Origin of the sequence: Streptosporangium sp. NPDC087985, assembly GCF_044741965.1 — a bacterium.
Lineage (GTDB): Bacteria > Actinomycetota > Actinomycetes > Streptosporangiales > Streptosporangiaceae > Streptosporangium.
Genome location: NZ_JBIUTQ010000010.1, coordinates 113,053 through 137,727 on the forward strand (window position 1 = coordinate 113,053; position 24,675 = coordinate 137,727).

The 24,675-nt window shown below is 70.3% G+C and carries 28 protein-coding genes; 7 read left to right on the forward strand and 21 right to left on the reverse strand.

The features are described from left to right. Positions 1-9 precede the first annotated feature (9 nt). The gene (ftsY, locus tag ACIN94_RS19915) at positions 10-1,131 is read right to left on the reverse strand and encodes a signal recognition particle-docking protein FtsY (RefSeq protein WP_400708148.1); all 1,122 of its coding nucleotides are present in this window, start codon (positions 1,129-1,131) and stop codon (positions 10-12) included. Positions 1,132-1,235: 104 nt separating this feature from the next. Further along, the gene (smc, locus tag ACIN94_RS19920; RefSeq protein WP_400708004.1) at positions 1,236-4,916 is read right to left on the reverse strand and encodes a chromosome segregation protein SMC; all 3,681 of its coding nucleotides are present in this window, start codon (positions 4,914-4,916) and stop codon (positions 1,236-1,238) included. 166 nt (positions 4,917-5,082) lie between these two features. On the opposite strand from smc, the gene ACIN94_RS19925 reads away from it, so the two are divergent. After that, a complete protein-coding gene (locus ACIN94_RS19925; protein WP_400708006.1) occupies positions 5,083-5,889 on the forward strand; it encodes an alpha/beta hydrolase-fold protein in 807 nt (268 codons plus the stop codon). A gap of 75 nt (positions 5,890-5,964) precedes the next feature. Here ACIN94_RS19925 and ACIN94_RS19930 read toward each other — a convergent pair whose 3' ends face one another. From ACIN94_RS19930 to recG, 9 genes are all read right to left on the reverse strand, one after another. Continuing rightward, positions 5,965-6,159 (reverse strand): hypothetical protein, encoded by a 195-nt coding sequence (locus ACIN94_RS19930; RefSeq protein ID WP_400708008.1) that lies wholly within the window; start codon positions 6,157-6,159, stop codon positions 5,965-5,967. Positions 6,160-6,346: 187 nt separating this feature from the next. Next, positions 6,347-6,622, reverse strand: coding sequence for an acylphosphatase (locus ACIN94_RS19935; RefSeq protein ID WP_400708010.1), 276 nt, complete (start codon positions 6,620-6,622; stop codon positions 6,347-6,349). After that, positions 6,619-7,485, reverse strand: a complete 867-nt coding sequence (gene mutM, locus ACIN94_RS19940; protein WP_400708011.1) for a bifunctional DNA-formamidopyrimidine glycosylase/DNA-(apurinic or apyrimidinic site) lyase — start codon at positions 7,483-7,485, stop codon at positions 6,619-6,621. The genes ACIN94_RS19935 and mutM overlap by 4 nt, the downstream gene beginning before the upstream one ends. Before the next feature lie 18 nt (positions 7,486-7,503). Further along, entirely contained in the window at positions 7,504-8,187 is a 684-nt protein-coding gene (rnc, locus tag ACIN94_RS19945; RefSeq protein WP_400708150.1) for a ribonuclease III, read from the reverse strand. A 258-nt stretch (positions 8,188-8,445) separates the two neighbouring features. After that, positions 8,446-8,625, reverse strand: coding sequence for a 50S ribosomal protein L32 (gene rpmF / locus ACIN94_RS19950; protein WP_012894381.1), 180 nt, complete (start codon positions 8,623-8,625; stop codon positions 8,446-8,448). Between the two features lies 1 nt (position 8,626). Then, the gene (locus tag ACIN94_RS19955; protein WP_400708014.1) at positions 8,627-9,181 is read right to left on the reverse strand and encodes a YceD family protein; all 555 of its coding nucleotides are present in this window, start codon (positions 9,179-9,181) and stop codon (positions 8,627-8,629) included. A 66-nt stretch (positions 9,182-9,247) separates the two neighbouring features. Continuing rightward, entirely contained in the window at positions 9,248-9,724 is a 477-nt protein-coding gene (gene coaD, locus ACIN94_RS19960; protein ID WP_271221957.1) for a pantetheine-phosphate adenylyltransferase, read from the reverse strand. Between the two features lie 15 nt (positions 9,725-9,739). Beyond that, on the reverse strand, positions 9,740-10,309 hold the full coding sequence (gene rsmD, locus ACIN94_RS19965; RefSeq protein WP_400708016.1) for a 16S rRNA (guanine(966)-N(2))-methyltransferase RsmD: 570 nt from the start codon (positions 10,307-10,309) through the stop codon (positions 9,740-9,742). A 468-nt stretch (positions 10,310-10,777) separates the two neighbouring features. Beyond that, positions 10,778-12,949: an ATP-dependent DNA helicase RecG gene (recG, locus tag ACIN94_RS19970; protein ID WP_400708018.1), complete on the reverse strand. Its 2,172-nt coding sequence runs from the start codon at positions 12,947-12,949 to the stop codon at positions 10,778-10,780. A gap of 251 nt (positions 12,950-13,200) precedes the next feature. Between recG and rpmB the strand changes: the two genes are divergently transcribed. Next, positions 13,201-13,386: a 50S ribosomal protein L28 gene (gene rpmB, locus ACIN94_RS19975; RefSeq protein WP_012894387.1), complete on the forward strand. Its 186-nt coding sequence runs from the start codon at positions 13,201-13,203 to the stop codon at positions 13,384-13,386. A 107-nt stretch (positions 13,387-13,493) separates the two neighbouring features. Here the strand turns inward: rpmB and thiD are convergent, their stop codons facing one another. The 3 genes from thiD to ACIN94_RS19990 all read right to left on the reverse strand — a co-directional run bounded on the left by thiD (position 13,494) and on the right by ACIN94_RS19990 (position 16,442). Beyond that, a complete protein-coding gene (thiD, locus tag ACIN94_RS19980) occupies positions 13,494-14,291 on the reverse strand; it encodes a bifunctional hydroxymethylpyrimidine kinase/phosphomethylpyrimidine kinase (RefSeq protein ID WP_400708021.1) in 798 nt (265 codons plus the stop codon). A 23-nt stretch (positions 14,292-14,314) separates the two neighbouring features. Beyond that, positions 14,315-15,310: a hypothetical protein gene (locus ACIN94_RS19985; protein WP_400708023.1), complete on the reverse strand. Its 996-nt coding sequence runs from the start codon at positions 15,308-15,310 to the stop codon at positions 14,315-14,317. Positions 15,311-15,485: 175 nt separating this feature from the next. Further along, on the reverse strand, positions 15,486-16,442 hold the full coding sequence (locus ACIN94_RS19990; protein ID WP_400708025.1) for a thiamine-phosphate kinase: 957 nt from the start codon (positions 16,440-16,442) through the stop codon (positions 15,486-15,488). Positions 16,443-16,493: 51 nt separating this feature from the next. On the opposite strand from ACIN94_RS19990, the gene ACIN94_RS19995 reads away from it, so the two are divergent. Together ACIN94_RS19995 and ACIN94_RS20000 are read left to right on the forward strand one after the other, a co-directional pair. Beyond that, complete coding sequence (locus ACIN94_RS19995) at positions 16,494-16,727, forward strand: Lrp/AsnC family transcriptional regulator (protein WP_400708027.1); 234 nt, start codon at positions 16,494-16,496, stop codon at positions 16,725-16,727. Between the two features lie 18 nt (positions 16,728-16,745). Next, entirely contained in the window at positions 16,746-17,192 is a 447-nt protein-coding gene (locus ACIN94_RS20000; RefSeq protein WP_400708029.1) for a DUF3515 domain-containing protein, read from the forward strand. Here the strand turns inward: ACIN94_RS20000 and ACIN94_RS20005 are convergent. From ACIN94_RS20005 to ACIN94_RS20015, 3 genes are all read right to left on the reverse strand, one after another. Next, entirely contained in the window at positions 17,175-18,284 is a 1,110-nt protein-coding gene (locus ACIN94_RS20005) for a D-alanine--D-alanine ligase family protein (RefSeq protein ID WP_400708031.1), read from the reverse strand. The two genes, ACIN94_RS20000 and ACIN94_RS20005, sit on opposite strands and share 18 nt — an antisense overlap. A 105-nt stretch (positions 18,285-18,389) precedes the next feature. Next, entirely contained in the window at positions 18,390-19,391 is a 1,002-nt protein-coding gene (locus ACIN94_RS20010; protein ID WP_400708033.1) for an NAD(P)H-dependent glycerol-3-phosphate dehydrogenase, read from the reverse strand. A 20-nt stretch (positions 19,392-19,411) separates the two neighbouring features. Next, complete coding sequence (locus ACIN94_RS20015; protein ID WP_400708035.1) at positions 19,412-20,125, reverse strand: lysophospholipid acyltransferase family protein; 714 nt, start codon at positions 20,123-20,125, stop codon at positions 19,412-19,414. Positions 20,126-20,192: 67 nt separating this feature from the next. On the opposite strand from ACIN94_RS20015, the gene cofC reads away from it, so the two are divergent. Continuing rightward, positions 20,193-20,855, forward strand: a complete 663-nt coding sequence (gene cofC, locus ACIN94_RS20020) for a 2-phospho-L-lactate guanylyltransferase (protein ID WP_400708037.1) — start codon at positions 20,193-20,195, stop codon at positions 20,853-20,855. Positions 20,856-20,864: 9 nt separating this feature from the next. Beyond that, entirely contained in the window at positions 20,865-21,092 is a 228-nt protein-coding gene (locus ACIN94_RS20025; protein WP_400708039.1) for a hypothetical protein, read from the forward strand. 91 nt (positions 21,093-21,183) lie between these two features. On the opposite strand, the gene ACIN94_RS20030 is transcribed toward ACIN94_RS20025, so the two are convergent. The 4 genes from ACIN94_RS20030 to leuC all read right to left on the reverse strand — a co-directional run bounded on the left by ACIN94_RS20030 (position 21,184) and on the right by leuC (position 23,836). Continuing rightward, on the reverse strand, positions 21,184-21,483 hold the full coding sequence (locus ACIN94_RS20030; protein ID WP_012894400.1) for an HU family DNA-binding protein: 300 nt from the start codon (positions 21,481-21,483) through the stop codon (positions 21,184-21,186). 141 nt (positions 21,484-21,624) lie between these two features. Beyond that, entirely contained in the window at positions 21,625-21,879 is a 255-nt protein-coding gene (locus ACIN94_RS20035) for a hypothetical protein (protein ID WP_400708041.1), read from the reverse strand. Further along, complete coding sequence (leuD, locus tag ACIN94_RS20040; protein ID WP_400708043.1) at positions 21,858-22,445, reverse strand: 3-isopropylmalate dehydratase small subunit; 588 nt, start codon at positions 22,443-22,445, stop codon at positions 21,858-21,860. Before leuD ends, ACIN94_RS20035 begins: the two co-directional genes overlap by 22 nt. A gap of 11 nt (positions 22,446-22,456) precedes the next feature. Then, entirely contained in the window at positions 22,457-23,836 is a 1,380-nt protein-coding gene (leuC, locus tag ACIN94_RS20045) for a 3-isopropylmalate dehydratase large subunit (RefSeq protein ID WP_400708045.1), read from the reverse strand. A 71-nt stretch (positions 23,837-23,907) separates the two neighbouring features. On the opposite strand from leuC, the gene ACIN94_RS20050 reads away from it, so the two are divergent. Beyond that, positions 23,908-24,624 carry an IclR family transcriptional regulator gene (locus tag ACIN94_RS20050; RefSeq protein WP_400708047.1) on the forward strand — a complete coding sequence of 239 codons (717 nt, stop codon included), beginning with the start codon at positions 23,908-23,910 and terminating at the stop codon, positions 24,622-24,624. Positions 24,625-24,675 lie beyond the last annotated feature (51 nt).

The window sequence follows — 24,675 nt, forward strand, 5'->3', positions numbered from 1 at the left end:
CGCCGGCGGTCAGTCTCCGAGGAGCGCGTCGACGAAGACCTCGGGATCGAACGGGGCCAGGTCGTCGGGGCCCTCGCCGAGGCCGACGAGCTTGACCGGGACGCCCAGCTCCCGCTGGACGGAGATGATGATGCCGCCCTTGGCGGTGCCGTCGAGCTTGGTCAGGGCGATACCGGTGATGTTCACGGCCTCGGCGAACACCGTGGCCTGGCGCATGCCGTTCTGACCGGTGGTGGCGTCGAGGACGAGCAGGACCTCGTCCACCGTGGCCTTCTTCTCGATGACGCGCTTGACCTTGCCGAGCTCGTCCATCAGACCGGTCTTGGTGTGCAGCCGCCCGGCGGTGTCGACGATCACCACGTCGACCTTGTCCTGGATGCCCTTGGCCACCGCCTCGAAGGCGACGGAGGCGGGGTCGCCCCCCTCCGGACCGCGCACGACCTCGGCTCCGACCCGGTCTCCCCAGGTCTGCAGCTGGTCGGCGGCGGCGGCGCGGAAGGTGTCGGCCGCGCCGAGCACGACCTTGTTGCCGTCCCCGACCAGGGAACGGGCCAGCTTGCCGCTGGTGGTGGTCTTGCCGGTGCCGTTGACACCGACCACGAGCACCACGGCCGGACGCTCACCGTGCGGCGTGACGTGCAGGGTGCGGTCCAGATCCGTGCCGAGCTGGGTGAGCAGCTCCTCCTTGAGCAGGGCGCGCACCTCCTCGGGCGTCCGGCTGCCCAGCACCTTCACGCGGGTGCGCAGGTCCTCGACCATCGCCTGCGTGGGCGCGACGCCGACGTCGGCGGTGATCAGGGTCTCCTCGATCTCGTCCCAGGTGTCGTCGTCGAGACGGTCCCGGGAGAGCAGGTCGAGAAGCCCCCTGCCCAGGGTGCCCTGCGACCTGGCCAGCCGGGCGCGCAGCCGTACCATCCGGCCGGCGGACGGCGGCGGGATCTCGATGACCGGGCCGACGACCACGGGCTCGGCCGGCTTGACCGGCGGAGGCGGGATAGTGGTGGTCGCCGCGTCGTCATCGGTGGCTCCCCTGGGGGGCGCCTGCTCCCCCTTCTCGGGGATCGGCAACACCACGGGCGGCTCGACCGGCGGCGGAGCGGTCTTGCTCCCCGACCTGAGCAGCAGGAACATGCCGCCTGCGGCGAGCAGGACGACAACGATCACGATTACGCCAAGGTAGGCTTCCACAAGACCATAGTTTTCCAGACGCCCCGGAATGCTCCGACCTCGCCGGGTCAGGCCGGCTCGTGTTCCCTCAGTCGCTGGCTGATGACCTGGGTGACTCCGTCTCCCCGCATCGACACGCCGTACAGGGCGTCAGCGATCTCCATCGTGCGCTTCTGATGGGTGATGATGATGATCTGTGACGTCTGCCGCAGCTCCTCGAACAGGGTCAGCAGACGCTGGGTGTTGGTGTCGTCCAGCGCGGCCTCGACCTCGTCCATGACGTAGAACGGCGAGGGCCGCGCCTTGAAGATGGCGACGAGGAAGGCGACGGCGGTCAGCGACCGCTCACCACCGGACAGCAGCGACAGCCGCTTGACCTTCTTGCCCGGGGGCCGGGCCTCGACCTCGACGCCGGTGGTCAGCATGTTCTCCGGGTCGGTGAGCAGCAACCTGCCCTCCCCGCCGGGGAACACCCGCGTGAAGATCGTCTCGAACTCGCGGGCCACATCGTGGTAGGCGGCGGTGAACACCTGCTCGACCCGGTCGTCGACCTCCTTGACCACGAGCAGCAGGTCACGCCGGGTCTTCTTCAGGTCCTCCAGCTGCGAGGTGAGGAAGGCGTGCCGTTCCTCCAGCGCCGCGAACTCCTCCAGCGCGAGCGGGTTGACCTTGCCGAGCTGGGCCATCTGCCGCTCGGCCGCCTTGGCGCGCCTCTGCTGTTCCTCCCGGACATAGGGCACCGGGTCGCCATCGGTGGGGACCGGTTCGCCGGGGCCGTACTCGGCGATGAGCGTGTCGGCCTCGACGCCGAACTCCTCCACCGCCCGCGTCTGGAGCTGCTCCAGGCGCATCCGCTGCTCGGTCCTGGCCATCTCGCTGCCGTGCACCCGGTTGACCAGTTTGTCCAGCTCCCCGGACAGCTCGCGCACCCGGAGCCGGACGGACTTGAGCGAGGCGTCGATCTGCCCGCGCGCCTGCTCGGCCTCGTCACGCTCGGCCGCTGCGCCCGCCAGTGACGCCTCCAGCGTCCCCAGCGTCATCTCGGCCCCCCGGACCACCGCCTGGGCCACCTGAGCCTGCCTGCGCCGCCGCTCACGCCGCTCGGCGGCTCTGGACCGCTCCTCGCGCTCCCGCTCGGCCGCGCGCATCAGGCCGTCGGCCCTGCCCTCAAGGCCCCTGACCCGTTCCTCCGCCGTCCGTACGGCGAGGCGGGCCTCCATCTCCGACTGCCTGGCCGCCGAACAGACCTCGGCGAGCTCGTCGCGGATCTCGGTGGTGGGTTCGGTCTCCACCCCCTCCGTGCTCTCCGCCGCGGCGAGCCGCTCCTCAAGCTCGGCGAGCCCGGCCGCATCCCGGTCACGTGCCTCCTGCGCCGCCCGCACGCCCCTGGCCAGCCGCTCGCACTCGTCGCGGGCGGCCTTGGCCGCGGCGTCGAGCTGGGCGAGCCGCCTGGCCGCCGTGGCGGCCCGCTGGTCGGCGTCGCGCTGCCGGGCCCGGACCTGGTCCAGTGCGGCCTGCGCCGCGTTGACCCCGGCCTGCGCGGTCTGCACACCCGTCTGCGCCTCGGTCACCCGTGCCTGGGCTGCCTCGACCGCGAGCTGCGCCTCCCCCTCGGCCTCGGCGGCCTCCTCCATCGCCGTCGCGGCCTGTTCGGCGACCAGCCGGGCGGTGGTCAGGTCGGCGGCCGCCTCGTCCAGCGCGGCCCGCATCTGCAGCGCCGACGTGCCACCGGCCGAGCCGCCCCGGGCTGCATAGGCGCCCAGCAGGTCGCCGGAACGGGTGACCGCCCGCAGCTCCGGCCGCTGATCGACCGCCTTCCTCGCGGTCGCCAGCTCGTCGACGACCAGCACGCCCGCCAGCAGGTGCGCGGCGGCGGCCCGCAGCTCGGCGGGGACGGTGACCAGGTCGATCGCCCATTCGGCGCCGGCCACCGGCACGGGACCCTCCGGGGTCTCCCCGCCGTCGGCGGCGATGACCAGGGCGGCCTGGCCGCCGCCGGAGCTCCTGAGGAAGTCGATGGCGTCCGCCGCACTCTGCAGGGACTCCACGGCGACGGCCTCGGCGGCCGCGCCCAGAACGGTGGCGACGGCCACCTCGGCGCCCGGCCGGACGGTCAGCATGGTGGCCACCGGTCCGAGCACGCCGGCCAGGTCGGCGGCGAGCAGCGCCGCACCGCCGTCCGCGCCCCTGGCCAGGCTCAGCTCCAGCGCCTCGGATCTGGCCTCCAGCGCGGCGACCTGGCGCTGCGCCTCCTGGTCGGCCCTGCGGGCCGCGCCGAGGGCCGCCTTGGCCGCGCCGAGGGCTGCGTTCGGGCCCGCGACGGCCGCCTTGGCCTCCTCCACCGCGGCCTTGGCCACCTCGACGGCCTGGCGGGTCTGCTCCACGACCTCCAGGGAGATCTCCAGCTCCTCGGTGAGCGCGGGATCCGCCGCCGGGCCGGCCTGCTCCTGGCTGTCGTGCTCGGCCTGGGCACGCTCGGCGCGCTGCCGGGCCTCCTCCAGGGAGCGGGCCAGCCGTCCGATCTCCTCCTCGGCCGCCCCGGCGCGGCTGCGCACGGCGCCGACCTGACCCCGGAGCCTGGCCAGTCCCTCCCGCCTGTCGGCGGCGGCCCTGGCCTCGGCGGCCAGCCGCCGTTCCTCGGCCGCCAGCGCACCCTCGGTCTCGGCGCGTTCGGCCACGGCCCGGGCGAGCGACTCCTGCTCCTCGGCGAGCAGCTCGGCCAGGACCCGCTCCTGTTCCCGGACCTCCTCGGCCTCGCGTTCGAGGTCCTCCGGGTCACGCCCGCGTCGCTCCACAGCGGTGTCGGTGGCGTTCCGGTGCCGCTCGGCGGCCAGCCCGGCCAGGCCTCTGAGGCGCTCCCGCAGCGAGGAGAGCCGGAAGTAGGTCTCCTGCGCGGCGGCCAGACGCGGCTGGGCCTCGGCCTCGGCGGCCTCCAGCTCGGCCTCTCCGAGCTGCCCCTGCTCCAGCTCGGTCTCCACCACCGTACGGCGGGCGAGGATGGCCGCCTCGTCCGCGGTCTCCCGCTCCAGCGTGGTCCGCAGGGTGAGCACATCGTCGGCGAGCAGCCGGAGCCGGGCGTCGCGGAGGTCGGCCTGGATGACGGCGGCCTTGCGGGCGATCTCGGCCTGACGTCCCAGCGGCTTGAGCTGGCGGCGCAGCTCGGTGGCGAGGTCCTGGACGCGGGTCAGGTTGGCCTGCATCGCGTCGAGCTTCCGCAGCGCCTTCTCCTTGCGCTTACGGTGCTTCAGGACGCCCGCCGCCTCCTCGATGAACGCCCGGCGGTCCTCGGGACCGGCGTGGAGCACCTGGTCGAGCTGGCCCTGCCCGACGATGACGTGCATCTCGCGGCCGATGCCCGAGTCCGACAGCAGCTCCTGGATGTCGAGCAGGCGGCAGGTGTCGCCGTTGATGGCGTACTCGCTCTGCCCTGCCCGGAACATCAGGCGGCTGATCGTGACCTCGGTGTAGTCGATCGGGAGCGCGCCGTCGGTGTTGTCGATGGTGAGCGTGACCTCGGCGCGGCCCAGCGGGGCCCGCGAGGAGGTCCCGGCGAAGATCACGTCCTCCATCTTGCCGCCGCGCAGCGACTTGGCGCTGTGCTCGCCCATGACCCAGGCCAGCGCGTCGACCACGTTGGACTTGCCGGACCCGTTGGGACCGACGACCGCGGTGATGCCCGGCTCGAAACGGAGGGTGGTGGCCGAGGCGAAGGACTTGAAACCGCGCAGGGTGAGGGTCTTCAGATACACGCAGAACCCTCCATCCCCGGTGTGCCTCGCGCGACCGCGCACGCCGGGCGTCGCGGCTCGGGCGTCCGCGACCAGCGTCCTCCCCCGTCGTCCGCCTGGTCCGCCCGCCTGGGAAGACTACCGTTCTTCCCCCACGCTCGCCCGTACACCGCCTATGGTGCCCTCCATGGATGCGGAACGCGGTGAGGGCGAGGCTCCAGCACCCCCGGTAAGGGGGGAAACCTCCCTCGGACGGCGCGCTTTTCTCGTGGGCGGCGGACTGGCCGCCCTGAGCCTCGGCGGTGCCGCGCTGGCGGCCGGGCCGGACGGGGTCCGGGAGGCGTACGCGCAGATCGTCTGCGGTGCGCTCCCCGAACCGCCGAAGACACTGCCTGGAACGCTCCAACGGAGCAGGGTGGACGGCCGCAGAGTGGTCATCGGGCTGCCCCCGGACGCGCGCGGCGCGCTCACCGTGGTGGTCATGCTGCACAGCACCACCGGGGACGCGCGCACCCCGTTCGATCGTTATGCGGTCGCCCGCCACCTGGCCGCGAGCGGCGGCCATTTCGCGGTGGCCTCCATCGACGACTGGCCGTCGGCCGACCTCACCGGGGAACTCCTCCCCTACCTGCGGGAGTGCAACCTGGACACCCGGCGGATCGGGCTGCTGGGCTGGTCGGCGGGGGGCGCAGGCGCGCTCAGGCTGGCGGCGGAGCTGGGTCCGGAGCGGGTGTCGGCGGTCGCCGCGACCGCACCGGCCGTCAGCGCGGCGCGGGCACCGCTACAGAAGCTGGTGGACATCCCCGTCTGGCTGGGCTGCGGCGAGCGCGATCTGTGGGCTCCGCAGACGGAGACGATGCTGAAGGGCCTGAAGGCGCTGGGCGCCACGGCCGAGGGCGGGATCTCCGGCGGATGCAGGGACACGGCCTACCGCCGCCGGGTTCTCCCCGAGCAGCTGGCCTTCTTCTCACGTCACATGGGACGCCGTGCGTGACGGCCGGGTAACGCCGGATATGACAAGGGACGCCTCTGGAGGCGTCCCTGGACAGTGTGGTTTCGTCCCGGCCCGTTAGGTGAGGGCCGGCTCACGATCCTGCAGGCGGTTGAACGCTTCGTCACGGGTGCCTGCCGCGAGTTCGTCGTTCTGGGCCTGGAGCCGGGTGAGCTCTGCCTCAAGATCACGGATACGCTGCTGGAGGCGGCGCATTTCCGAGACCATACGAGGGTCAGGACCGCCGACGTGGCCGAGTAGAGCCTTCGCCATGGTTAAGGGTCCTCCACGCTGAGTGACCAGACTGGTTCGCGCACTTCTTGCCGCGGGAGGGGTGCGCGTGGTTCTTATCAAGAGTCGCACCGGTGAGAGAGACGGTCAAGTTGAACGCTCCGCTCGGATGCACTTCGGGCACTCCCAACGGTAAAATATACCTCATTTCAAGGGGCTAAAGAAACGGCTAGCGTTCCACAAAACCAGCGAGCCCTTCCTTGGCCTCGCTCCAGCGCTCCACGACCCCGTCGACGCGGCCGGGCGCGTCACCGCTCCGGAGCAGTTCGAGCAGCCGGACACAGGACGCCTGTGAGCCCTCCGCCACGACCTCCACCCGCCGGTCAGGCATGTTCCTGGCCCAGCCCGCCAGGCCGAGCTCCAGCGCCCGCGCACGCGTCCACCAGCGAAAACCCACGCCCTGCACGTGACCCCTGACCCAGGCGGTCAGCCGGACGTCCGTCATGACACGGCCTTTCTCGGCCGGGGCTGGCAACGGGGACAGCTGTAGGAGGAGCGGTTCATGAACGACTCCCTGATGATCGGTGCGCCACACCTGGGGCAGGGCTCGTCCCGCCTGCCGTACACGGCGAGCGACCGGTCGAAGTAACCGCTCTCGCCATTGACATTCACGTAGAGACTGTCGAAGGATGTGCCCCCCTCCGACAGCGCCGCCGCCATCACCTGCCGGGCGGCGCCCAGCAGCTCGGCGATCTTCGGCCGGGTCAGCGCTCCGGTGGGCCGGGCACCGTGCAGCCGTGCCCGCCAGAGCGCCTCGTCGGCGTAGATGTTGCCGACGCCGCTGATCAGCGACTGGTCGAGGAGCGCCCGCTTGATCTCGGTCTGCCTGGCACGCAGGCGGCGGCCGAACAGCTCCTCGTCGAAGTGTTCCTCGAACGGGTCGGCCGCGATGTGCGTGATCGGCTCCGGCACGGGCCGGCCGCCGGCGTGGGCCATCGCGGTCACCAGCACGTGGCCGAAGGTCCGCTGGTCGATAAAGCGCAGGTCGGGGCCGCCGTCGGTGAAACCGATCCGGACACGGAGGTGCTTCTCCAGCGGCGAGTCGGGCTCCACGACCAGCAGCTGGCCACTCATGCCCAGATGGGCCAGGAGGGCGTCGGAGCCGTCCAGAGGCAGCCAGAGGTACTTACCCCGGCGCTCGGCGGTGCCGATCGTACGGCCCCTCAGCCGGGAGGAGAACTCCTCGGCGCCGGGGACGTGCCGCCGGATCGCCCGCGGGTGCAGCACCTCGGCGTAGGCGACGACCCGCCCGGACACCCAGCGTTCCAGACCACGCCGTACAACCTCGACCTCGGGCAACTCGGGCATGCGCCCCTCCTTGAAAGGTCAGCCGGTTCCGCGCTTGTCCCGGTCCTGGCGGATCCGGTTCCAGGCGGCCTCGGCGGCCTGCTGCTCGGCTTCCTTCTTCGAACGGCCGGAGCCGGAGCCGTAGTCCTCGCCGCCGAGACGGACGACGGCGGTGAAGGACTTGGCGTGGTCGGGGCCGCTCTCCCCGACGTGGTACTCGGGCACGCCGAGCGACTCGGACGCGGTGAGCTCCTGGAGGGAGGTCTTCCAGTCGAGACCGGCGCCCAGCGAGGCCGAGCGGATGATGAGAGGGTCGAAGAGCAGGTGGACGACACGGAACGCCTCGTCCAGGCCCCGGTTGACGTAGACCGAGCCGATGAGCGCCTCAAGGGTGTCGGCGAGGATCGAGGACTTGTCGCGCCCTCCGGTGCCCTCCTCGCCCCGGCCGAGCCGCAGGAAGCGGCCCAGGCCCAGCGTGCGGGCCACGTCGGCGAGTGCGCGCATGTTGACCACCGCGGCCCTGAGCTTGGCCAGCTGCCCCTCGGGCAGGTCGGGGTGGTTGCGATAGAGGGTGTCGGTGACCACCAGGCCCAGCACCGAGTCGCCGAGGAACTCCAGGCGCTCGTTGGTGGGCAGGCCGCCGTTCTCATAGGCGTAGGAGCGGTGGGTCATCGCCCGCTCCAGGATCGCGACGTCCAGCCGCACGGACAGCAACTGCTCCAGCTCGTCCCTGACGAGCTCGACGGCCACTGGCTTAACGCTCGTACCCACGTCTTCTCCTCGCACTTCTCTCGTTGAATGCGCGATGGCGAAGGGGAACGAGAAGTGCCCGAAGACGTGGTGGGCGCCGGGAGGGTACGCGTCATCGCGGACCCCGGCGTCCACCACAGCCGCGGGCGGACCGCCATCGCAGTGGTGGCCAGACGGTGACGCCGACCGGGGCCAGAAGGACCCGGCCGGCATCCGTCAGTCAGAATGCGATCAGGCGGAGGGCTCGATCACCTGACGGCGGTTGTAGGTGCCGCAGGTCGGGCACGCCACGTGCGGACGCTTCGGCGAGCGGCACTGGGGGCAGCTCACGAGCGAAACCGCGGCGGCCTTCCACTGCGACCTGCGGGAGCGAGTATTGCTCCGCGACATCTTGCGCTTGGGGACAGCCACGTCAGCTCTCCTGATCGTTGTTATGTTCCGGAATCAGACCTTGCAACTTGGCCCAGCGAGCGTCGATCACCTCATGCGTGTGACCAGGCTCGGCATCCGCCAGCCTGACCCCGCATTCCACGCACAGCCCCGCGCAGTCTTCACTGCAGACCGGGCTCAACGGCAGTGTGAGGACCACCGCGTCGCGGAACGTGGGCTCGAGGTCGAGAAGTTCACCATCGAGGATCGAGTCACCCTCGGCAGCATCCTCTGCCGAGTAGAAGAACAGCTCCTGGAAGCCGACCTCGGTCTCCGAGACCACCGGTTCCAGACAGCGTGCGCATTCCCCCCGCAGCGGGGCTCGCGCCGTGCCCGTGACGAGCACACCTTCCATGACCGCCTCAAGCCGGATGTCCAGCTCGACATCGGCGTCCCTGGGGACGCCGATCATGTCAACGCCGATCTCCGCCGGTGCCGGGAGAGTGCGGGTCATCTGAAGCATCGAACCTGGTCGCCTGCCCAGATCGTGGGTGGATATCACCCAGGGGGCTCGAGGATCGAGGCTGTGCAGAGTCATTCCGCTCTCATCAGGCATGGCGAATAACCGCCGTTGTGCAAGGCCAAAACAAGAGAATACCAGGACCTAGCCCCTGAGCCGTTCGACCAGGAGTTCCTGTACAAGATCGGGAACCAGCCCGGCCACGCTTCCGCCGTACCGGACGATCTCCTTGATACGGCTGGAGGACAGGAACGACACCTCCGGCCCGGTCGCCATGAACAGCGTCTCGACACCGGACATCCGATAGTTGAGCTGGGCCATCTGGAGTTCGTAGTCGAAGTCGCTGATGGCGCGCAGGCCCTTCACGATGGCGGGGATCTCCTGTTGCCTGCAGTAGTCCACCAGCAGGCCGTGGAACTTGTCCACGCGCACGTTGCCGTACTCCTTGGTCACGGTCTGGAGCATCTCGATGCGCTCCTCGACGGTGAACAGGCTTTTCTTCTCAATGTTGATCAGAACGGCGACGACGACCTCGTCATACTGCCGGGAGGCCCGGCCGATGATGTCCAGGTGGCCGTTGGTAACGGGATCGAACGACCCCGGACAGACAACGCGACGCAAGGCAAACCCCCTGCTCTATGGATTTCCGGCGGCGCGACCGTACCAAACGGACGCTTCACCATAACGACGGACCCTCTCCTCCTCGTATCCGGCAGGCCACACCAGGTCATTCCCCCGGCTCTCCCGTTCCACCGCGATCAGCGCGTCCTCCGCCAGCCAGCCACGGTCCCTCAGTTGCCCGAGCATCGCGTCCACCGCCTCATCGGTCACCGCGTACGGCGGATCCGCGAACACGAGGTCGTACGGCCCCTCCGCGCCTCGCTCCAGCACCCGTTCGACCCGGTCGGCGGCGAGCCTGGCTCCGGGCAGTCCGAGGGTCGCGATGTTGGCCCTGATCGTCCTGACCGCCTTGGCGTCGGACTCCACGAGCAGCGCGTGGGCCGCTCCCCGTGAGAGCGCCTCCAGCCCGACCGCACCGGATCCGGCGTAGAGATCCAGCACTCTCGCCCCGTCCAGCGAGCCGAGCAGGGATCCCACCGTGGAGAAGATCCCTTCCCTGGCCCGGTCGCTCGTGGGACGGGTCCCCCGTCCCGGCGGCACGGCCAGCCGTCGTCCTCCTGCGCTTCCTGCGATGACTCGACTCACCCGTCCATTGTCTCAGTGCCGATCGAGACGTCCGCCTTTACGCCGATCACGGCAGCGGCGGGGGCGCCACCCTGTGTCTCAGCAGCACGGCGTGTCGCGGCGGATTACATAACCGCAGGTCAAAAGGGTATGCGGAGGTGATCTAGGTCAAGAGTGGGCAAGGAGTGGCGACGAAAGCGCAAGGGTCGTTCCACCCACTCCCGGTGCCTTGCATGATGAGTGCTGCGGCCTTCAAATGACCCAGAGGGAGGCCGACCGGCGTGATCGTGAGCCCTTCCGCGCGCCGGTGCTCTCGGCACCTGACCCGAGAGTGGGCCCAGGCGGGGACGGCATTCGGGGGGAGGCCGTCCCCGCAGCTGGGCACCGGTCCGCACACTTTCCCCCGGGCACCCGGCTCCCGCCGGAACCACCCCATCCCGCACCCGGCAGCTCGCCCCCCGGCTCCGTCCGGGGGCGTCCCGCGGGTTCTCAGGTCTTCTCGAGATACTCCGCGCGCTCGTCCGCGAGGAGCCTGTCGATCTCCATGCGGAGGAGGGGGTGATCCGCCAGACCGGGATCCGCCGTCAGCATGGCCTCGGCGTCCTGGCGGGCGGCGTGGATGACGTCCTCGTCGCGGAGGAGCTGGAGCATCTTCAGAGACGACCTGCGGCCCGACTGGGCCACACCCAGCACATCACCCTCACGGCGCTGCTCCAGGTCGACCCGGGACAGCTCGAAGCCGTCCAGCGTCGCCGCCACGGCGTCGAGCCGCTGACGGGCCGGGGTGCCGCCCAGGGAGTCGGTCACCAGCAGGCAGAGCCCCGGCAGGCCACCCCGGCCGACCCGGCCGCGGAGCTGGTGGAGCTGGGAGACCCCGAACCGGTCGGCGTCCATGATGACCATGACCGAGGAGTTCGGCACGTCCACACCGACCTCGATGACCGTGGTCGCCACCAGGACGTCGATCTCGCCCCGGGTGAAGGCCCGCATCACCGCGTCCTTCTCCTCCGGGGGCAGCTTGCCGTGGAGCACCGCCGTACGGAGACCGTGCAGCGGCCCCTCCGCCAGCATCTCGGCCACGTCCAGCACCGCCAGCGGCGGCCGCCGTCCGTCGTCGTCCTTCGACAGGTCGCCCTCGTCGCCCTCCAGGTCGCCGATGCGCGGGCAGACGATGTAGGCCTGCCGGCCGAGCTCGACCTCCTCACGTAGCCGCGTCCAGGCGCGGTCCAGGAAGTGCGGCTTCTCCGCGGCGGGCACCACGTGCGTGGTGATCGGCGCGCGGCCGGAGGGCAGCTGGGAGAGCGTGGAGACGGTGAGGTCGCCGAAGACCGTCATGGCGACCGTACGCGGGATCGGGGTGGCGGTCATGACCAGCACGTGCGGGCGCCCGCCGCCGGCCTTCTCCCGGAGGGCGTCGCGCTGCTCGACGCCGAACCGGTGCTGCTCGTCCACCACGACCAGGCCGAGGTCGGCGAACTGCACGTGCTCCTGGAGCACCGCGTGGGTGCCGACCACGATCCCCGCCGCCCCCGAGGCCGCGTCGAGCAGGGCCGAGCGACGGGCCGTCGCGCCCAGCGAACCCGTCAGCAGGGCGACCGCGGTGCCGCCGAACATGCCGCCGGCGGCCAGATCGCCGAGCATCGCCGAGATCGACCGGTGGTGCTGCTGGGCGAGCACCTCGGTGGGCGCCAGCAGCACGGCCTGCCCTCCGGCGTCGACCACCTGGAGCATGGCCCGCAGCGCGACGACGGTCTTGCCGGCGCCGACCTCGCCCTGGAGCAGCCGGTGCATGGGATGGGCGAGGGCCAGATCGGCGGCGATCTCCTCCCCCACGGCCCGCTGCCCCTCGGTGAGCTGGAACGGCAGGCGCCCGTCGAAGTCGGCCAGCAGCCCGTCGCCGTGCGGGGGCCGGGGGGTGGCGGGCCAGGACGCCGCGGCCATCCGGCGCTGCAGGAGCACGGCCTGGAGCAGGAACGCCTCGTCGAACTTGAGCCGCTTGCGCGCCCGGGTCACGTCACCGTGATCACGTGGCCGGTGGATCGCGAGGAGGGCCTCGGTCAGGCCGGGGAGTCCGTGCCGGGTCCGCAGGCCCGCCGGGAGCGGGTCGTCGAGGGTGCCCATGGTGTCGAGGACGACCCCCAGCGCGCGGCGGATCGCCCAGGGGGTGACGTCCTTGCCCGCGGGATAGATCGGCACCAGCGCGGCGGCGAACTCCTCGGCTCCGGCCTCGGTCTCGTCGAACAGCTCGAACTCGGGGTGGGAGAGCTGCCATCTGCGCTTCTCGCCCTGGCCGAACGCGCCGACCTTCCCCGCGAACATGCCTCTGGTGCCCGGCCGCAGCCGCGACTCCGCGAGGTGGGACGCCTTGCCGAAGAAGGACAGGTAGATCTTGCTGCGCCGGCCGTCGACGACCTCGGCCTCCAGCCAGGTGCCGCCCTTGTTCCGCATCGGCTTGCGCATGACCCTGGTGACCTCGCCCACCACGGTGACGTGCTCGTCGACCTGCAGGTCGTCGAGATTGGTCAGCTCGCCTCGCTCGGCGTAGCGCCGGGGATAGTGCCGCAGCAGGTCACCGGCGGTGCGCAGGCCGAGGACGCTCTCCAGCAGCTTGGCCGTCTTGGGATCCAGGGCCTTGGCCAGCGGCTCGTCGAAGCTCGTCACCCCAAGTTTCTACCGTGTCCGGGCGACAGAATTCACGCGGCGCCTCTTGCCCCGTCCCCGCTCTCTCCCCTCGGGGATGCGCTACGGTTGCCTCGGAGATTATCCCGTTCGACCTGTCGTGGTGGCTCGTGTTGGCATGCATGGCCGGACATCGGATATCCTCGCATGGCCAGCCGGTTGTTCCGGCGTGCCCGATGACCGCCCGCCAAGCGTGGCGGATCGAGCCTCTCGACTGATCTAAGGAGCGAACCGTGGCTTCCGTCTGCGACGTTTGCGCTAAGAAGCCGACCTTCGGCAACAACGTCTCCCACTCGCACCGCCGCACCCGCCGCCGCTGGAACCCCAACATCCAGCCCGTGCGCGCAGTGGTGAACGGCACGCCGAAGCGGCTGAACGTGTGCACCTCCTGCATCAAGGCCGGCAAGGTCACCCGCTAGTCAGACCTCAGCAACAGCCCGCCGCCCCCGGAAGGGGGCGGCGGGCTGTTGCTTTTCCGGCTGGTGAGGATCACCGGTCGCTTTTCCCCGGGTCCCCCGGGCAAGGATCACCGGCGCCAGAGCCAGGCGTGGTCCACCGGGCCGATGCCCTCGCCCAGCGGGAACCCCCGGGCGATCGCCCCCGTGACGTACGTCTTGGCCTTCTCCACCGCGGCCGGGACGTCCTCGCCGAGCGCCAGGTAGGAGGCGATCGCCGAGGCCAGGGTGCAGCCGGTGCCGTGGGTGTGCCGGTTGTCGTGGCGCTCGGCGGTGAAGCGGAACTCCCGGGTGCCGTCGGTCAGCAGGTCCACCGGGGCGCCGGGCAGGTGGCCGCCCTTGATCAACGCCCAGGTGGGGCCGAGTTCCAGGATCGCGTCGGCGGCCCGGCGCAGGTCCCTTTCGTCCTCGACCTCCACCCCGGTGAGCTGCGACACCTCCCAGAGATTGGGAGTGACCACGGTGGCCGTCGGCAGCAGGCGCGACTTCACCGTGTCCACGGCCTCGGGGGCGAGTAGCGCGTCACCGTGCTTGGAGACCCCCACCGGGTCCACCACGACCGGGGCGTCCACCCGGGCCAGCACGTCGGCGACCGTCTCCACCAGCACGGGCGAGGCCAGCATCCCGGTCTTGATCGCCTGGGCGCCGATGTCGCCGAGCACCGAGTCGAGCTGGGCGCGCACCGCCTCCGGCGGGAGCTCCCAGTATCCCTGGACGCCCAGCGAATTCTGCGCGGTCACCGCGGCGATCACGCTCATGCCATGCACGCCCAAAGCCAGCATGGTCTTCAGGTCGGCCTGGATGCCCGCACCACCGCCGGAGTCGGAGCCGGCGACGGTGAGCACACGAGGAGGGGTCAAAACGGTCATACCCCCATCAAACCAGCTCTTGGTCAGCTGACCGCGCACTCCGCCTGGGTACTCTCGCAGCTCCGCGGAACCTCGGCCCGGCCGTACGCGGTGAAAGTGAGGACCAGATCCTTTCCCGCCTCCAGGTCCCTGACCGTCTCAAGCACGAGGGTGTCGCCGTCCTGCTTCCAGTCGGCCCCGGTGACCGAGGCGACCTCCCCGCCGACCGGCAGGCTCAGTGTCAGGCCGGTGAGCTTCGCGTTGGCGGTGACCACGAGCTTGGCGGTGTACGTCTCGCCCCTCTTGCTCACGATGCCGAAGCCGACCCTCAGCGCGGCGCCGCCGGCGGCCGGGGTGGCGAGGATCTCCGGAGAGGAGGGCTGGGTGGTCGGAGGCTGGGTGGGCTGGGTGGTCGGGGGCTGGGTGACTGCCGGGGAGGGCGCCGGGTCCTGCGTGCGGGTGCCGGTGATGAGCGCCTCGCCGGTCGGGCTCGGCTCGGGCTCGGGCTCGGGCACGGGCACGGGCGCGCCGGTGCGCCGGGCCGGTCCGCCGCGCTGGGCGGTGCGCGTGGCCTCCGGCGTCGGAGTGGGCCTCGCGGTGGAGGTACGGCCGGCCCGCGAGGGGGTGGCCGAAGGGGTGGGGGCGGGGGCGGGACCGGTCTTCTCCTTCCCCGCCTTCTCGGGCTCATCGCTCGGCGCGGGCCTCTCGGTGGGATCGGCCTGGCCGTCGCCGGTGGAGTAGAGCTCCGGCTGCTCAGACGCCTCCGCCAGGCAGCTGCCGGCCGGGCAGTTCTCACTCGATCCGGCCGCACTCATCACCTGGACGCCGGCCACGGTCCCGCCAAGAACCACGGCCACCGCCGCGACGGCCAGCACCATCGTCTTGACCCGCCCGCCGGAGCGGCGTTTCTCGTCGGGCCACACGGGCTCGGACAGCTCGGTCCGGGCCGACCATCCGGAACCCAGGAATCCCGTCTGGGTCTCGGTGACCGCCGATTCCTCGGGACGGAGCCGGCGCCCGATCGGCTCGTCGCGATACACGGGCTCCGGAACGGGCTCCCGGTCACGTTTCCCCCGGTTACGGGGGGCGTCGTCTTCATGTCCACCGTGGCGGCCCATATTGCCCCTTTCTCTCGGGAATCTCGGCCGCCCATCTTCATACCAGTTCAATAACCGTTTGTCGTAAATTTCGCCGATGTCACATAGGTGGTGAACGTCACTTTCGGAAGTGATCCCAGCCGCCGTGATCCATCGGACGGCCCCTGACCTGTACGCCCTTGCCCTCGATCACCTGACCGACCACCCTCCACGGGGGCGGGATCGGCACCCCCTCCGGGAAGGTCGCCGCGAGGGCGTGGTCGTCCCCGCCGGAGAGCACCCACTCCAGTGGGTCGGCGCCGAGCAGCCGGGCGGCCTCCTCCAGGAGGGGAGGGATGGCGAAGGCCTCCGGGGTGAGCAGGATGCCGACCCCGCTGGCCTCCGCCACGTGCCCCAGATCCTGGAACAGGCCGTCGCTGACGTCGAGCATGGAGGTCGCGCCGAGCGCGGCCGCCTGGGCGCCGCAGGCGTAGGGCGGCTCCGGGCGGCGGTGGGCGTCGATCAGTTCCACCGGCTCTTTCCGGCCACCGTGGAGCAGCGCGAGCCCGGCGGCGGCGTGTCCGAGCCGGCCCGCCACCGCCACCACGTCACCCGGGCGTGCCCCCGCCCGCGTGACCGGTGCGCGCCCACCCAGGTCTCCCAGGGCGGTGACAGCGATCACAACCAGGTCGCAGCGGGTGACGTCACCCCCCACCACGCTGGCGCCGACGAGGTCGCACTCGTCGCGGAAGCCGTCGGTGAGGTCGTCCAGCCAGTCCGTACCGGCCTCGGGAGGCAGGCCGAGGCCGACCACGATGCCGGTGGGATCGGCACCCATCGCCACGACGTCGGCCAGGTTCTGCGCCGCAGCTTTCCGACCGATTTCGTACCCACTGGACCAATCGCGACGGAAGTGCCTACCCTCGATCAGTAGATCTGTCGTCACGACGACCCTGCCGTCGGGGGCGCCGACCAGCGCGGCGTCGTCTCCGGGGCCGAGCAGTACGGCCGGGCCCTGAGGCAATCGTCCAGTGATACGTGCAACAACTCCGAATTCGCCGAGATCTCCGACTGCGATGACGCACCTCCCGTTCATCACAGGGTACGGTGGCCCTCCGGCACTGATCCAATCGCCCGGGAGGACGTTATGGTACAGGCCTACATCCTTATCCAGACCGAGGTCGGCAAGGCGGCGGGCGTGGCCGGGGAGATATCGAGGATCTCCGGCGTCACGCAGGCCGAGGACGTCACCGGCCCCTATGACGTGATCGTCCGCGCCGAGGCGCGGAACGTGGATGAACTAGGCAAACTTGTAGTGGCTCAGATTCAAGCGGTCGAGGGGATTACACGTACTCTTACGTGTCCAATCGTCCATTTTTAACCTTTTCGGGATCATATGATGTCACTCCGGTTCACTCGGTGGACGGTCTGTGCCTGCGCCCTGCTGATCCTGGCAGGATGCGGTAGTACGGTCCGGGTGGACCCGCCCACTCCGGAGGGTGCGGCCGCCGCCGCGTGCACGGCACTCGGCGGGCGGCTCCCGCAGAAGCTCGACGGCGCCGCCCGGGTGGAGAGCACTCCCGCGTCGCCGTACGTCGCGGTGTGGGGGGAAGGGGAGATCGCGCTGCGCTGCGGAGTGCCGCGGCCGGCGACGATGACGGCCACCGAGGAGGTGCCCGAGCTCGACGGGGTGGCGTGGTTCTCCGATCCCGCGAGGCCGCTGCTGTTCACCTCGATCGGCAGGGAGGCCTACGTGGAGGTGACGGTCTCCCGGCGGCACATCCCGGAGAACGTCCTCGTCGACCTCGCGGTCCCGATCAAGGCGGCGCTACCGCAGACCGGGTGAGCGATGCAGGGCCAGCTGGATCAGCCGGTCGACCAGCTCGGCGTAGGACAGGCCGGTGGCCGCCCACAGCTGCGGCGCGACCGACATCGCGGTGAAGCCCGGCATCGTGTTGATCTCGTTGAGGATCAGCCGGCCGTCGGTGGTGTAGAAGAAGTCGACCCGGGACAGGCCCTCGCAGCCCAGCGCCTCGAACGCGCGGACGGCCATCGCCCGCAGGCTCTCGGCCACGTCGGCGGGGATGTCGGCGGGCACGGACAGGGACATGTCGTCGCCGATGTACTTGGCCTCGAAGTCGAAGAACTCGTGGCCGCCGTGGACCAGCACCTCTCCGGGCACGCTGGCCCGTGCGGCCTCGTCGCCCAGTGACTCCAGCACCGCGCACTCGATCTCGCGGCCCACGATCGCGGCCTCGACCAGCACCTTGGGGTCGTGCTCGCGGGCGAACTCGACGGCCCGCTCCAGCTCCTCCAGGTCGTGTGCCTTGGAGATGCCCTGGCTCGACCCGGCACGGGCGGGCTTGACGAAGACCGGCCAGCCGAGCTCCTGGACCTCCTTGAGGATCCGGTCACGATCGGTCCGCCAGTCACGCTCGCGGATCACGACATACGGGCCGACGGGCAGGCCGGAGGCGGCGAGCACCATCTTCATGTAGGCCTTGTCCATGCCGACCGCGCTGGCGAGCACCCCGGAGCCGACGTAACGGACGCCGGCCATCTCCAGCAGGCCCTGAATCGTGCCGTCCTCGGCGAACGGCCCGTGCATCACGGGGAAGACGACATCCACCTGGCCGAGCTCGACCGGGATGCTGCCGGGGTCGTAGGCCATCAGCGAGCCACCGCCGGACGGCAGCGCCAGGCCCGCGCCGTCGGCCTCGACGGACGGCAGCTCGTCGCCCTCGATCGCGTAGCGCTGGTCACCCGAGGCGAGCACCCACCGTCCGTCCTGAGCGATCCCGATGGGGACCACCTCGTATTTGGACCGGTCGATGGCCTCCAGCACACTTCCGGCTCCCAGGATGGAGACGGCGTGCTCGGAGTTACGTCCGCCGAAGACGATTGCGACCCTCGGCCGGGTTTCGTGCTGCTCGCTCATGATGACCGAATCTACCCCCTCTGGGGGGCCCAGCCTCCTGTCAGACGCGCGCGCCGCCCAACCCGACGCGACGGGAGAATCCCCGGCCCCAGGCCGGGGAGGAGTTCAACGCTCTGGTCTGGGAGCCCGCGACATCAGCAGCATGCCGGCCTCAGCGGGGGGCATTCCGTCATGGACGACGGCCACCACGACCTCGGTGATCGGCATCTCCACATCGTGCTTTCTGGCCAGTTCCAGGACCGACTCGCAGGACTTGACGCCCTCGACGGTCTGCTTCGTCGCGGCGGTGGCCTCGGCCAGGGTCATGCCCTGACCGAGATTCATACCGAACGTACGGTTCCGCGCCAACGGGGAGGTGCAGCTCGCTATGAGATCGCCCATCCCGGCGAGCCCGGCGAAGGTGTGCGGGTCCGCGCCGAGCACCTCACCCAGCCGGGAGATCTCGGCCAGCCCGCGCGTCATCAGCATCGCCCCGACGTTGTCGCCGAGCCCCATGCCGGCCGCGACGCCGACCGCCAGGGCGATCACGTTCTTGACCGCCCCGCCGAGCTCCACCCCCACCACGTCGGGGTTGGTGTAGGGGCGGAACCACGGCGGCAGGTGGCATGCCTCCTGGAGCCGTTCCATGGCCCGCTCGTCGGTGCAGGCGACCACGGTCGCGGCAGGCTGGCCCCGCATGATCTCACCGACCAGGTTGGGGCCCGACACCACGGCGACCCGCTCCTGCGGTACCTCGGCGACCTCGCAGATCACCTCGCTCATCCGCTTGGTGGTGCCGAGCTCGACGCCCTTCATCAGGCTGACCAGCACGGCGCCGGACGGCAGGTCCGGCTTCCAGCCGACCAGGTTGGACCGCAGTGTCTGGGAGGGGACCGCGAGCACCACGAAGTCGGCGCCGTCGAGCGCCTCGGCGGGATCGGTCGTGGCCCGCAACGTCTCGGGCAACGTCACGCCGGGTAGGTAGTCGGGGTTCTCGTGCCGGCGGTCGATCGCCTCCACGATCTCCGGCCGCCGGCCCCACAGGGTCGTCCGAGTACCCGCCCTCGCCATGATCATCGCAAAGGTGGTGCCCCACGATCCCGTGCCGAATACAGCCGCCTTGGTCATCTCATCACCGTACGTCGAAGTCAGTTGTCAGCGGGTTTCTTGAACGGCGCCTGGGGCTCCTCCTCCCCGCGCAGCTCGGCGAGCAGGGACGTGATCGCCTCCATGATGTCGGCGGTCGCATCGCGCAGGACGTCGGCGTGGATCGTCTGCCCCCGGTACTTAGACAGATCGACCGGCTCCCCCGCCAGAGCGCGGAAGGTCTTGCGCGGAAAGAGCCGGGGCCTCTTGCTCCCGTAGGGGAGGATCTCCTGCGCCCCCCAGTGTGCCACCGGGATCACCGGCGCGCCGGTGGCCAGAGCCAGCCGGGCCGCGCCCGTCTTGCCCTCCATCGGCCAGAACCGGGGATCACGGGTGCAGGTGCCCTCGGGGTAGAACAGCACGCACGCTCCCTCGGCGATCCGTTCCTCGGACTCCCTGAGCGAGTGGACCGCCTCGGCGCTCCCCCGGTAGACCGGGATGGCCCGCAGCGCCCTCAGCATGTGCCCGATCACCGGCACCGAGAAGAGCCCCGACTTGGCCAGCACCACCGGCCAGCGCCCGTTGTTGTAGAGGTAGTGCGAGATCAGGAAAGGATCCACCCAGGACAGGTGGTTGGTCGCCAGGATGATCCCGCCGGTCCGGGGCAGGCGGTCGGCCCGGCGCCAGTCCTTCTTGACCAGGAGCCACGCGAACGGCTTGACGATCACGACGGCCACGGCGACCCAGAATCGGGAAGGCCATCCAGGGCGTCTCATGAACTCCTCCATATAAGCGGGATGCGCCCTAAGTGTCCCGGTTGGCTCTATGGGCTGTCGAGGCGGGATGCTTAAGGGTATGCCTGCTTCGGAGATCTCCGGCTGGACCCTCGTCGTCCCGGTCAAGACACTGGTCGCCGCCAAGACCCGGCTGTCGGAGGCGGCAGGCTCCTGGCGCGCCGCGCTGGCCGTGGCAATCGCCTGCGACACCGTGGAAGCCGCGCTGAGCTGCGTGCTCGTCGCGCGGGTCATGGTGGTGACGGGCGATCCGGTGGCGGCCGAGGCGCTCGGCGGGGTGGGCGCCCACGTGATCGGCGACCCGGAGTCGGGGCTGAACGCGGCGCTGCGGCACGGGGCCCAGGAGGCGGTACGGCTGGCGCCCGGCGACGCCGTCGGTGCACTCCAGGCCGATCTCCCCGCGCTCCGCCCGGCGGAGCTGGCGCTCGTGCTCACCGCGGCCGCGGAGTCCGACCAGGCGTTCCTGCCCGACGCCGCCGAGGTCGGCACGACCTTCTACGGCGTACGGCCCGGCATCCCTTTCACCCCCCGGTTCGGCGGCCGGTCACGCGACCGCCATCTGCTGCACGGCGTCAAGGAGATCTGCCTGGACGGGGTCGACTCGGTCCGCCGGGACGTGGACACCCCCGACGACCTGCGGACGGCCCTCTCCCTCGGCCCCGGTCTCCGCACCCGGACGATCGTAGAAAAGATCAACTTCCACAAGGGCTAAGCTGATCGGGTGCAGGCGACGGTGCGGACCTTTGACGCGGCGACCCGGTCGGGGTCGGTGTTCCTGGACGACGGGACCGAGGTCCCGTTCGGCGCGGCGGCGTTCGACGCCGGACCACTGCGTCTGCTCCGCTCAGGTCAGCGGGTGAACATCACCGTGGACGACGGACAGGTCACCTACATCACGCTGTCGACCTTCCCGCTGCCGGGACCGGCCGGAGACCCCCATCCCGGATAGCCCGGACGAGCGACCGCTCCACACGTCCCGCTCCGGATAAGCCGGACGCCCGGATTCCCTCCAGGGGAATCCGGGCCGCCCACGTGAAGCCCTACTTTTTCTTCGCGGCCTTCTTCCCCTCCACGTTGACGAGCTCCTTGAAGTCCGAGCCGGGCCGGAACTTCGGCCCCCAGCTCTCGGCGACCTTGATCTCGGCACCGGTCGAAGGGTTCCGGGCCGTGCGAGCCGGCTTGTGCACCATCTCGAAAGCACCGAAGCCCGTGATGGAGACCTTGTCTCCGCTGGCGACAGCCTTCTGGATGGCGTCGAGCACCGCGTTCACGGCCTCGGTGGCTGTCTTCTTGTCGCCGACCCGATCTGCGATCGCGTCGACGAGCTCTTTCTTGTTCATAAAGGTTGCTCCCCCTGTTACCGATGTCTGGGAGTGGGTCATGAGGCAGAAAACCCGTCTCACCCGATTTGTCACGGCACGGGGTCTCAACAGAGCGAGAAACCCCTTGCCGCTTGAAATTAGGGGACGGAGCCGTGCGACTCAATCACCTTCCGCAATGTTTCCAGCACTCGGCGTATCTGAAACCAGAGCATCAAGGTCGAGAAGGAATAAATCAAGACGCCCCGCTGCATGACTGAGATCACGTTTGGCGACATCACAGATGGAAAGCAGGCGCTTGACCAGACGTTCCCTCTGCGCGAGAGACACACGCAGAGAACGGACGCGGCGGTGCGCCTCGCGCAGCCGCCACGCCAACTCGCTCTCTGAACCCGTCAGACGGTCGTCGGCAGCCATGACTGCCGACCATTCTCGTATATTTCGACGTCATCGGCATTACGCAGGGTCAGCCCGATATCGTCCAGTCCCTCCAGCAGCCGCCAGCGGGTGTAGTCGTCGAGCTCGAATTCGGCGGTCTGCCCCGCCCAGCGAACCTGGCGTTCCCGCAGGTCAACGGTAATTTCCAGAGTGGGTTCCGCCTCTACGGCAGACTGCAGAGCCTCAACCGTGGCAGCCGGCAGCACGACCGGCAGCAGTCCCATCTTGGTGGAATTATTACGGAAGATGTCGCCGAAACGGGCTGCGATCACGACGCGGAAGCCGTACTGCTGCAGGGCCCAGACCGCGTGCTCGCGCGAGGAGCCGGTGCCGAAGTCGGGTCCCGAGACGAGGATCGAGGCGCCCTCGCGGACGGGGTCGTTCAGGACGAAGGCCGGGTCCTCGCGCCAGGCCGAGAACAGGCCCTTCTCGAATCCGGTCCGGCTGACCTGCTTGAGCCAGACCGCGGGGATGATCTGGTCGGTGTCCACGTTGCTGCGGCGCAGCGGCACGGCCCGGCCGGTGTGGGTGGTGAAAGCTTCCATGTTCGGATCTCCTAGGCCAGGTCGGCGGGCGCGGTCAGTTTGCCGGTGACGGCGGTCGCTGCGGCGACCTGCGGGGAGACCAGGTGAGTACGGCCCCCCTTGCCCTGGCGCCCCTCGAAGTTGCGGTTGGACGTCGACGCGCTGCGCTCGCCGGGGGCGAGGGTGTCGGGGTTCATGCCCAGGCACATCGAGCAGCCCGCCTCGCGCCACTCGGCGCCCGCGGCCTTGAACACCTCGTCCAGCCCTTCCTGCTCGGCCTGGAGCTTGACCAGCATCGAGCCGGGGACGATGAGCGTGCGGGTGACGACCTGACGGCCGCGCAGCACGTCGGCCGCGGCCCGCAGGTCCTCCAGGCGCCCGTTGGTGCAGGAGCCGACGAAGACCGTGTCCACCTCGACCTCGCGGAGCGGGGTGCCCGCGGTCAGGCCCATGTACTCCAGCGCGCGCTCGGCCGCGGCCGGGTCGTCGGTGTCCTGCGGGGCCGGCACCGCCGTCCCCAGCGGAGCGCCCTGGCCCGGGTTCGTACCCCAGGTGACGAACGGCGTCAGCGTCGTGGCGTCGATCTCCACGACCCTGTCGAAGACGGCGTCCTCGTCGGTCGTCAGCGACCTCCAGTATTCGACCGCGGCGTCCCAGTCGGCACCGGTCGGCGCGTGGGGGCGGCCCTTCAGGTATTCGAACGTGGTCTCGTCCGGAGCGATCATGCCCGCCCGCGCGCCCGCCTCGATGGACATGTTGCAGACGGTCATCCGGCCCTCCATGGAGAGCTTGCGGATCGCCTCGCCGCGGTATTCGACGATGTAGCCCTGGCCACCCCCGGTGCCGATCCTGGCGATGATCGCCAGGATCAGGTCCTTGGCGGTGACGCCGGTCGGCAGCTCGCCGGAGACCTCGATGGCCATCGTCTTCGGCCGGTAGGCGGGCAGGGTCTGGGTGGCCAGCACGTGCTCCACCTCCGAGGTGCCGATGCCGAAGGCGATGCCCCCGAAGGCGCCGTGGGTGGAGGTGTGAGAATCACCACAGACGATCGTCATTCCCGGCTGGGTGAGGCCGAACTGCGGCCCGATGATGTGCACGACGCCCTGGCCCGCGTCACCCATGGGGTGCAGCCGGATGCCGAACTCGGCGCAGTTCTTGCGCAGGGTCTCGACCTGGGTTCGGGACACGGGGTCCTTGATCGGACCGAGCAAGGTCGGGACGTTGTGGTCCTCGGTGGCGATCGTGAGATCCGGCCTCCGGACGGAACGTCCCGCCAGGCGCAGGCCGTCGAACGCCTGCGGGCTGGTCACCTCGTGAATGAGGTGAAGGTCGATGTAGAGGAGATCGGGTTCTCCGTCGGCACGTCGCACCACGTGCTGCTCCCAGACCTTCTCCGCCAGCGTGCGGCCCATGTCGCCTCCTTGCGATCGGCTATTCCGCACCCAACTTGCTTTCTCATATGTCGAGACGGCAGTATCGGTGTATGGACAACTCTAGCGGAGTCGGCGTACTGGACAAGGCCGTGCTCGTGCTCAACGCCCTCGAAGCCGGTCCGGCGTCCCTCGCGCAGCTCGTCCAGGCCACCGGCCTGGCACGCCCCACCGCCCATCGGCTCGCCGTCGCGCTGGAGCACCACCGCATCGTCTCCCGCGACACACAGGGCCGATTCGTGCTGGGACCACGGCTGTCCGAACTGTCCACGGCCGCCGGGGAGGACAGGTTGCTGGCCGTCGCCGCCCCGGTGCTGGCACAGCTCCGGGACATGACCGGCGAAAGCGCGCAACTTTACCGGCGGCAGGGTGACGAGCGGGTGTGCGTGGCGGCCGCCGAACGGTCCAGCGGGTTGCGTGACACCGTGCCGGTCGGCTCGGCCCTGCCGATGCTCGCCGGATCGGCGGCGCAGATCCTGCTGGCCTGGGAGGAGCCGGACCGCCTCCACCGCGGACTGCGCGGCGCCAGGTTCACCGCGGCCACGCTGGCGAGCGTCCGGCGCAGGGGCTGGGCGCACAGCGTCGGCGAGCGCGAGCAGGGCGTGGCCAGCGTCTCGGCGCCGATCCGGGGCGCCGCCGGCAAGGTGGTCGCCGCGGTCTCGGTCTCCGGGCCGATCGAGCGGCTGACCCGGACTCCGGGCAGACTGCACGCCATCCCCGTGGTCACCGCCGCCGAGCGGATCACCGAGTCGATGCGACGGGCCAGCTGAACCATGCGATATGGGGAGGCGAGCACCCTTGCGGCCCCCTAGGCTGGGAAG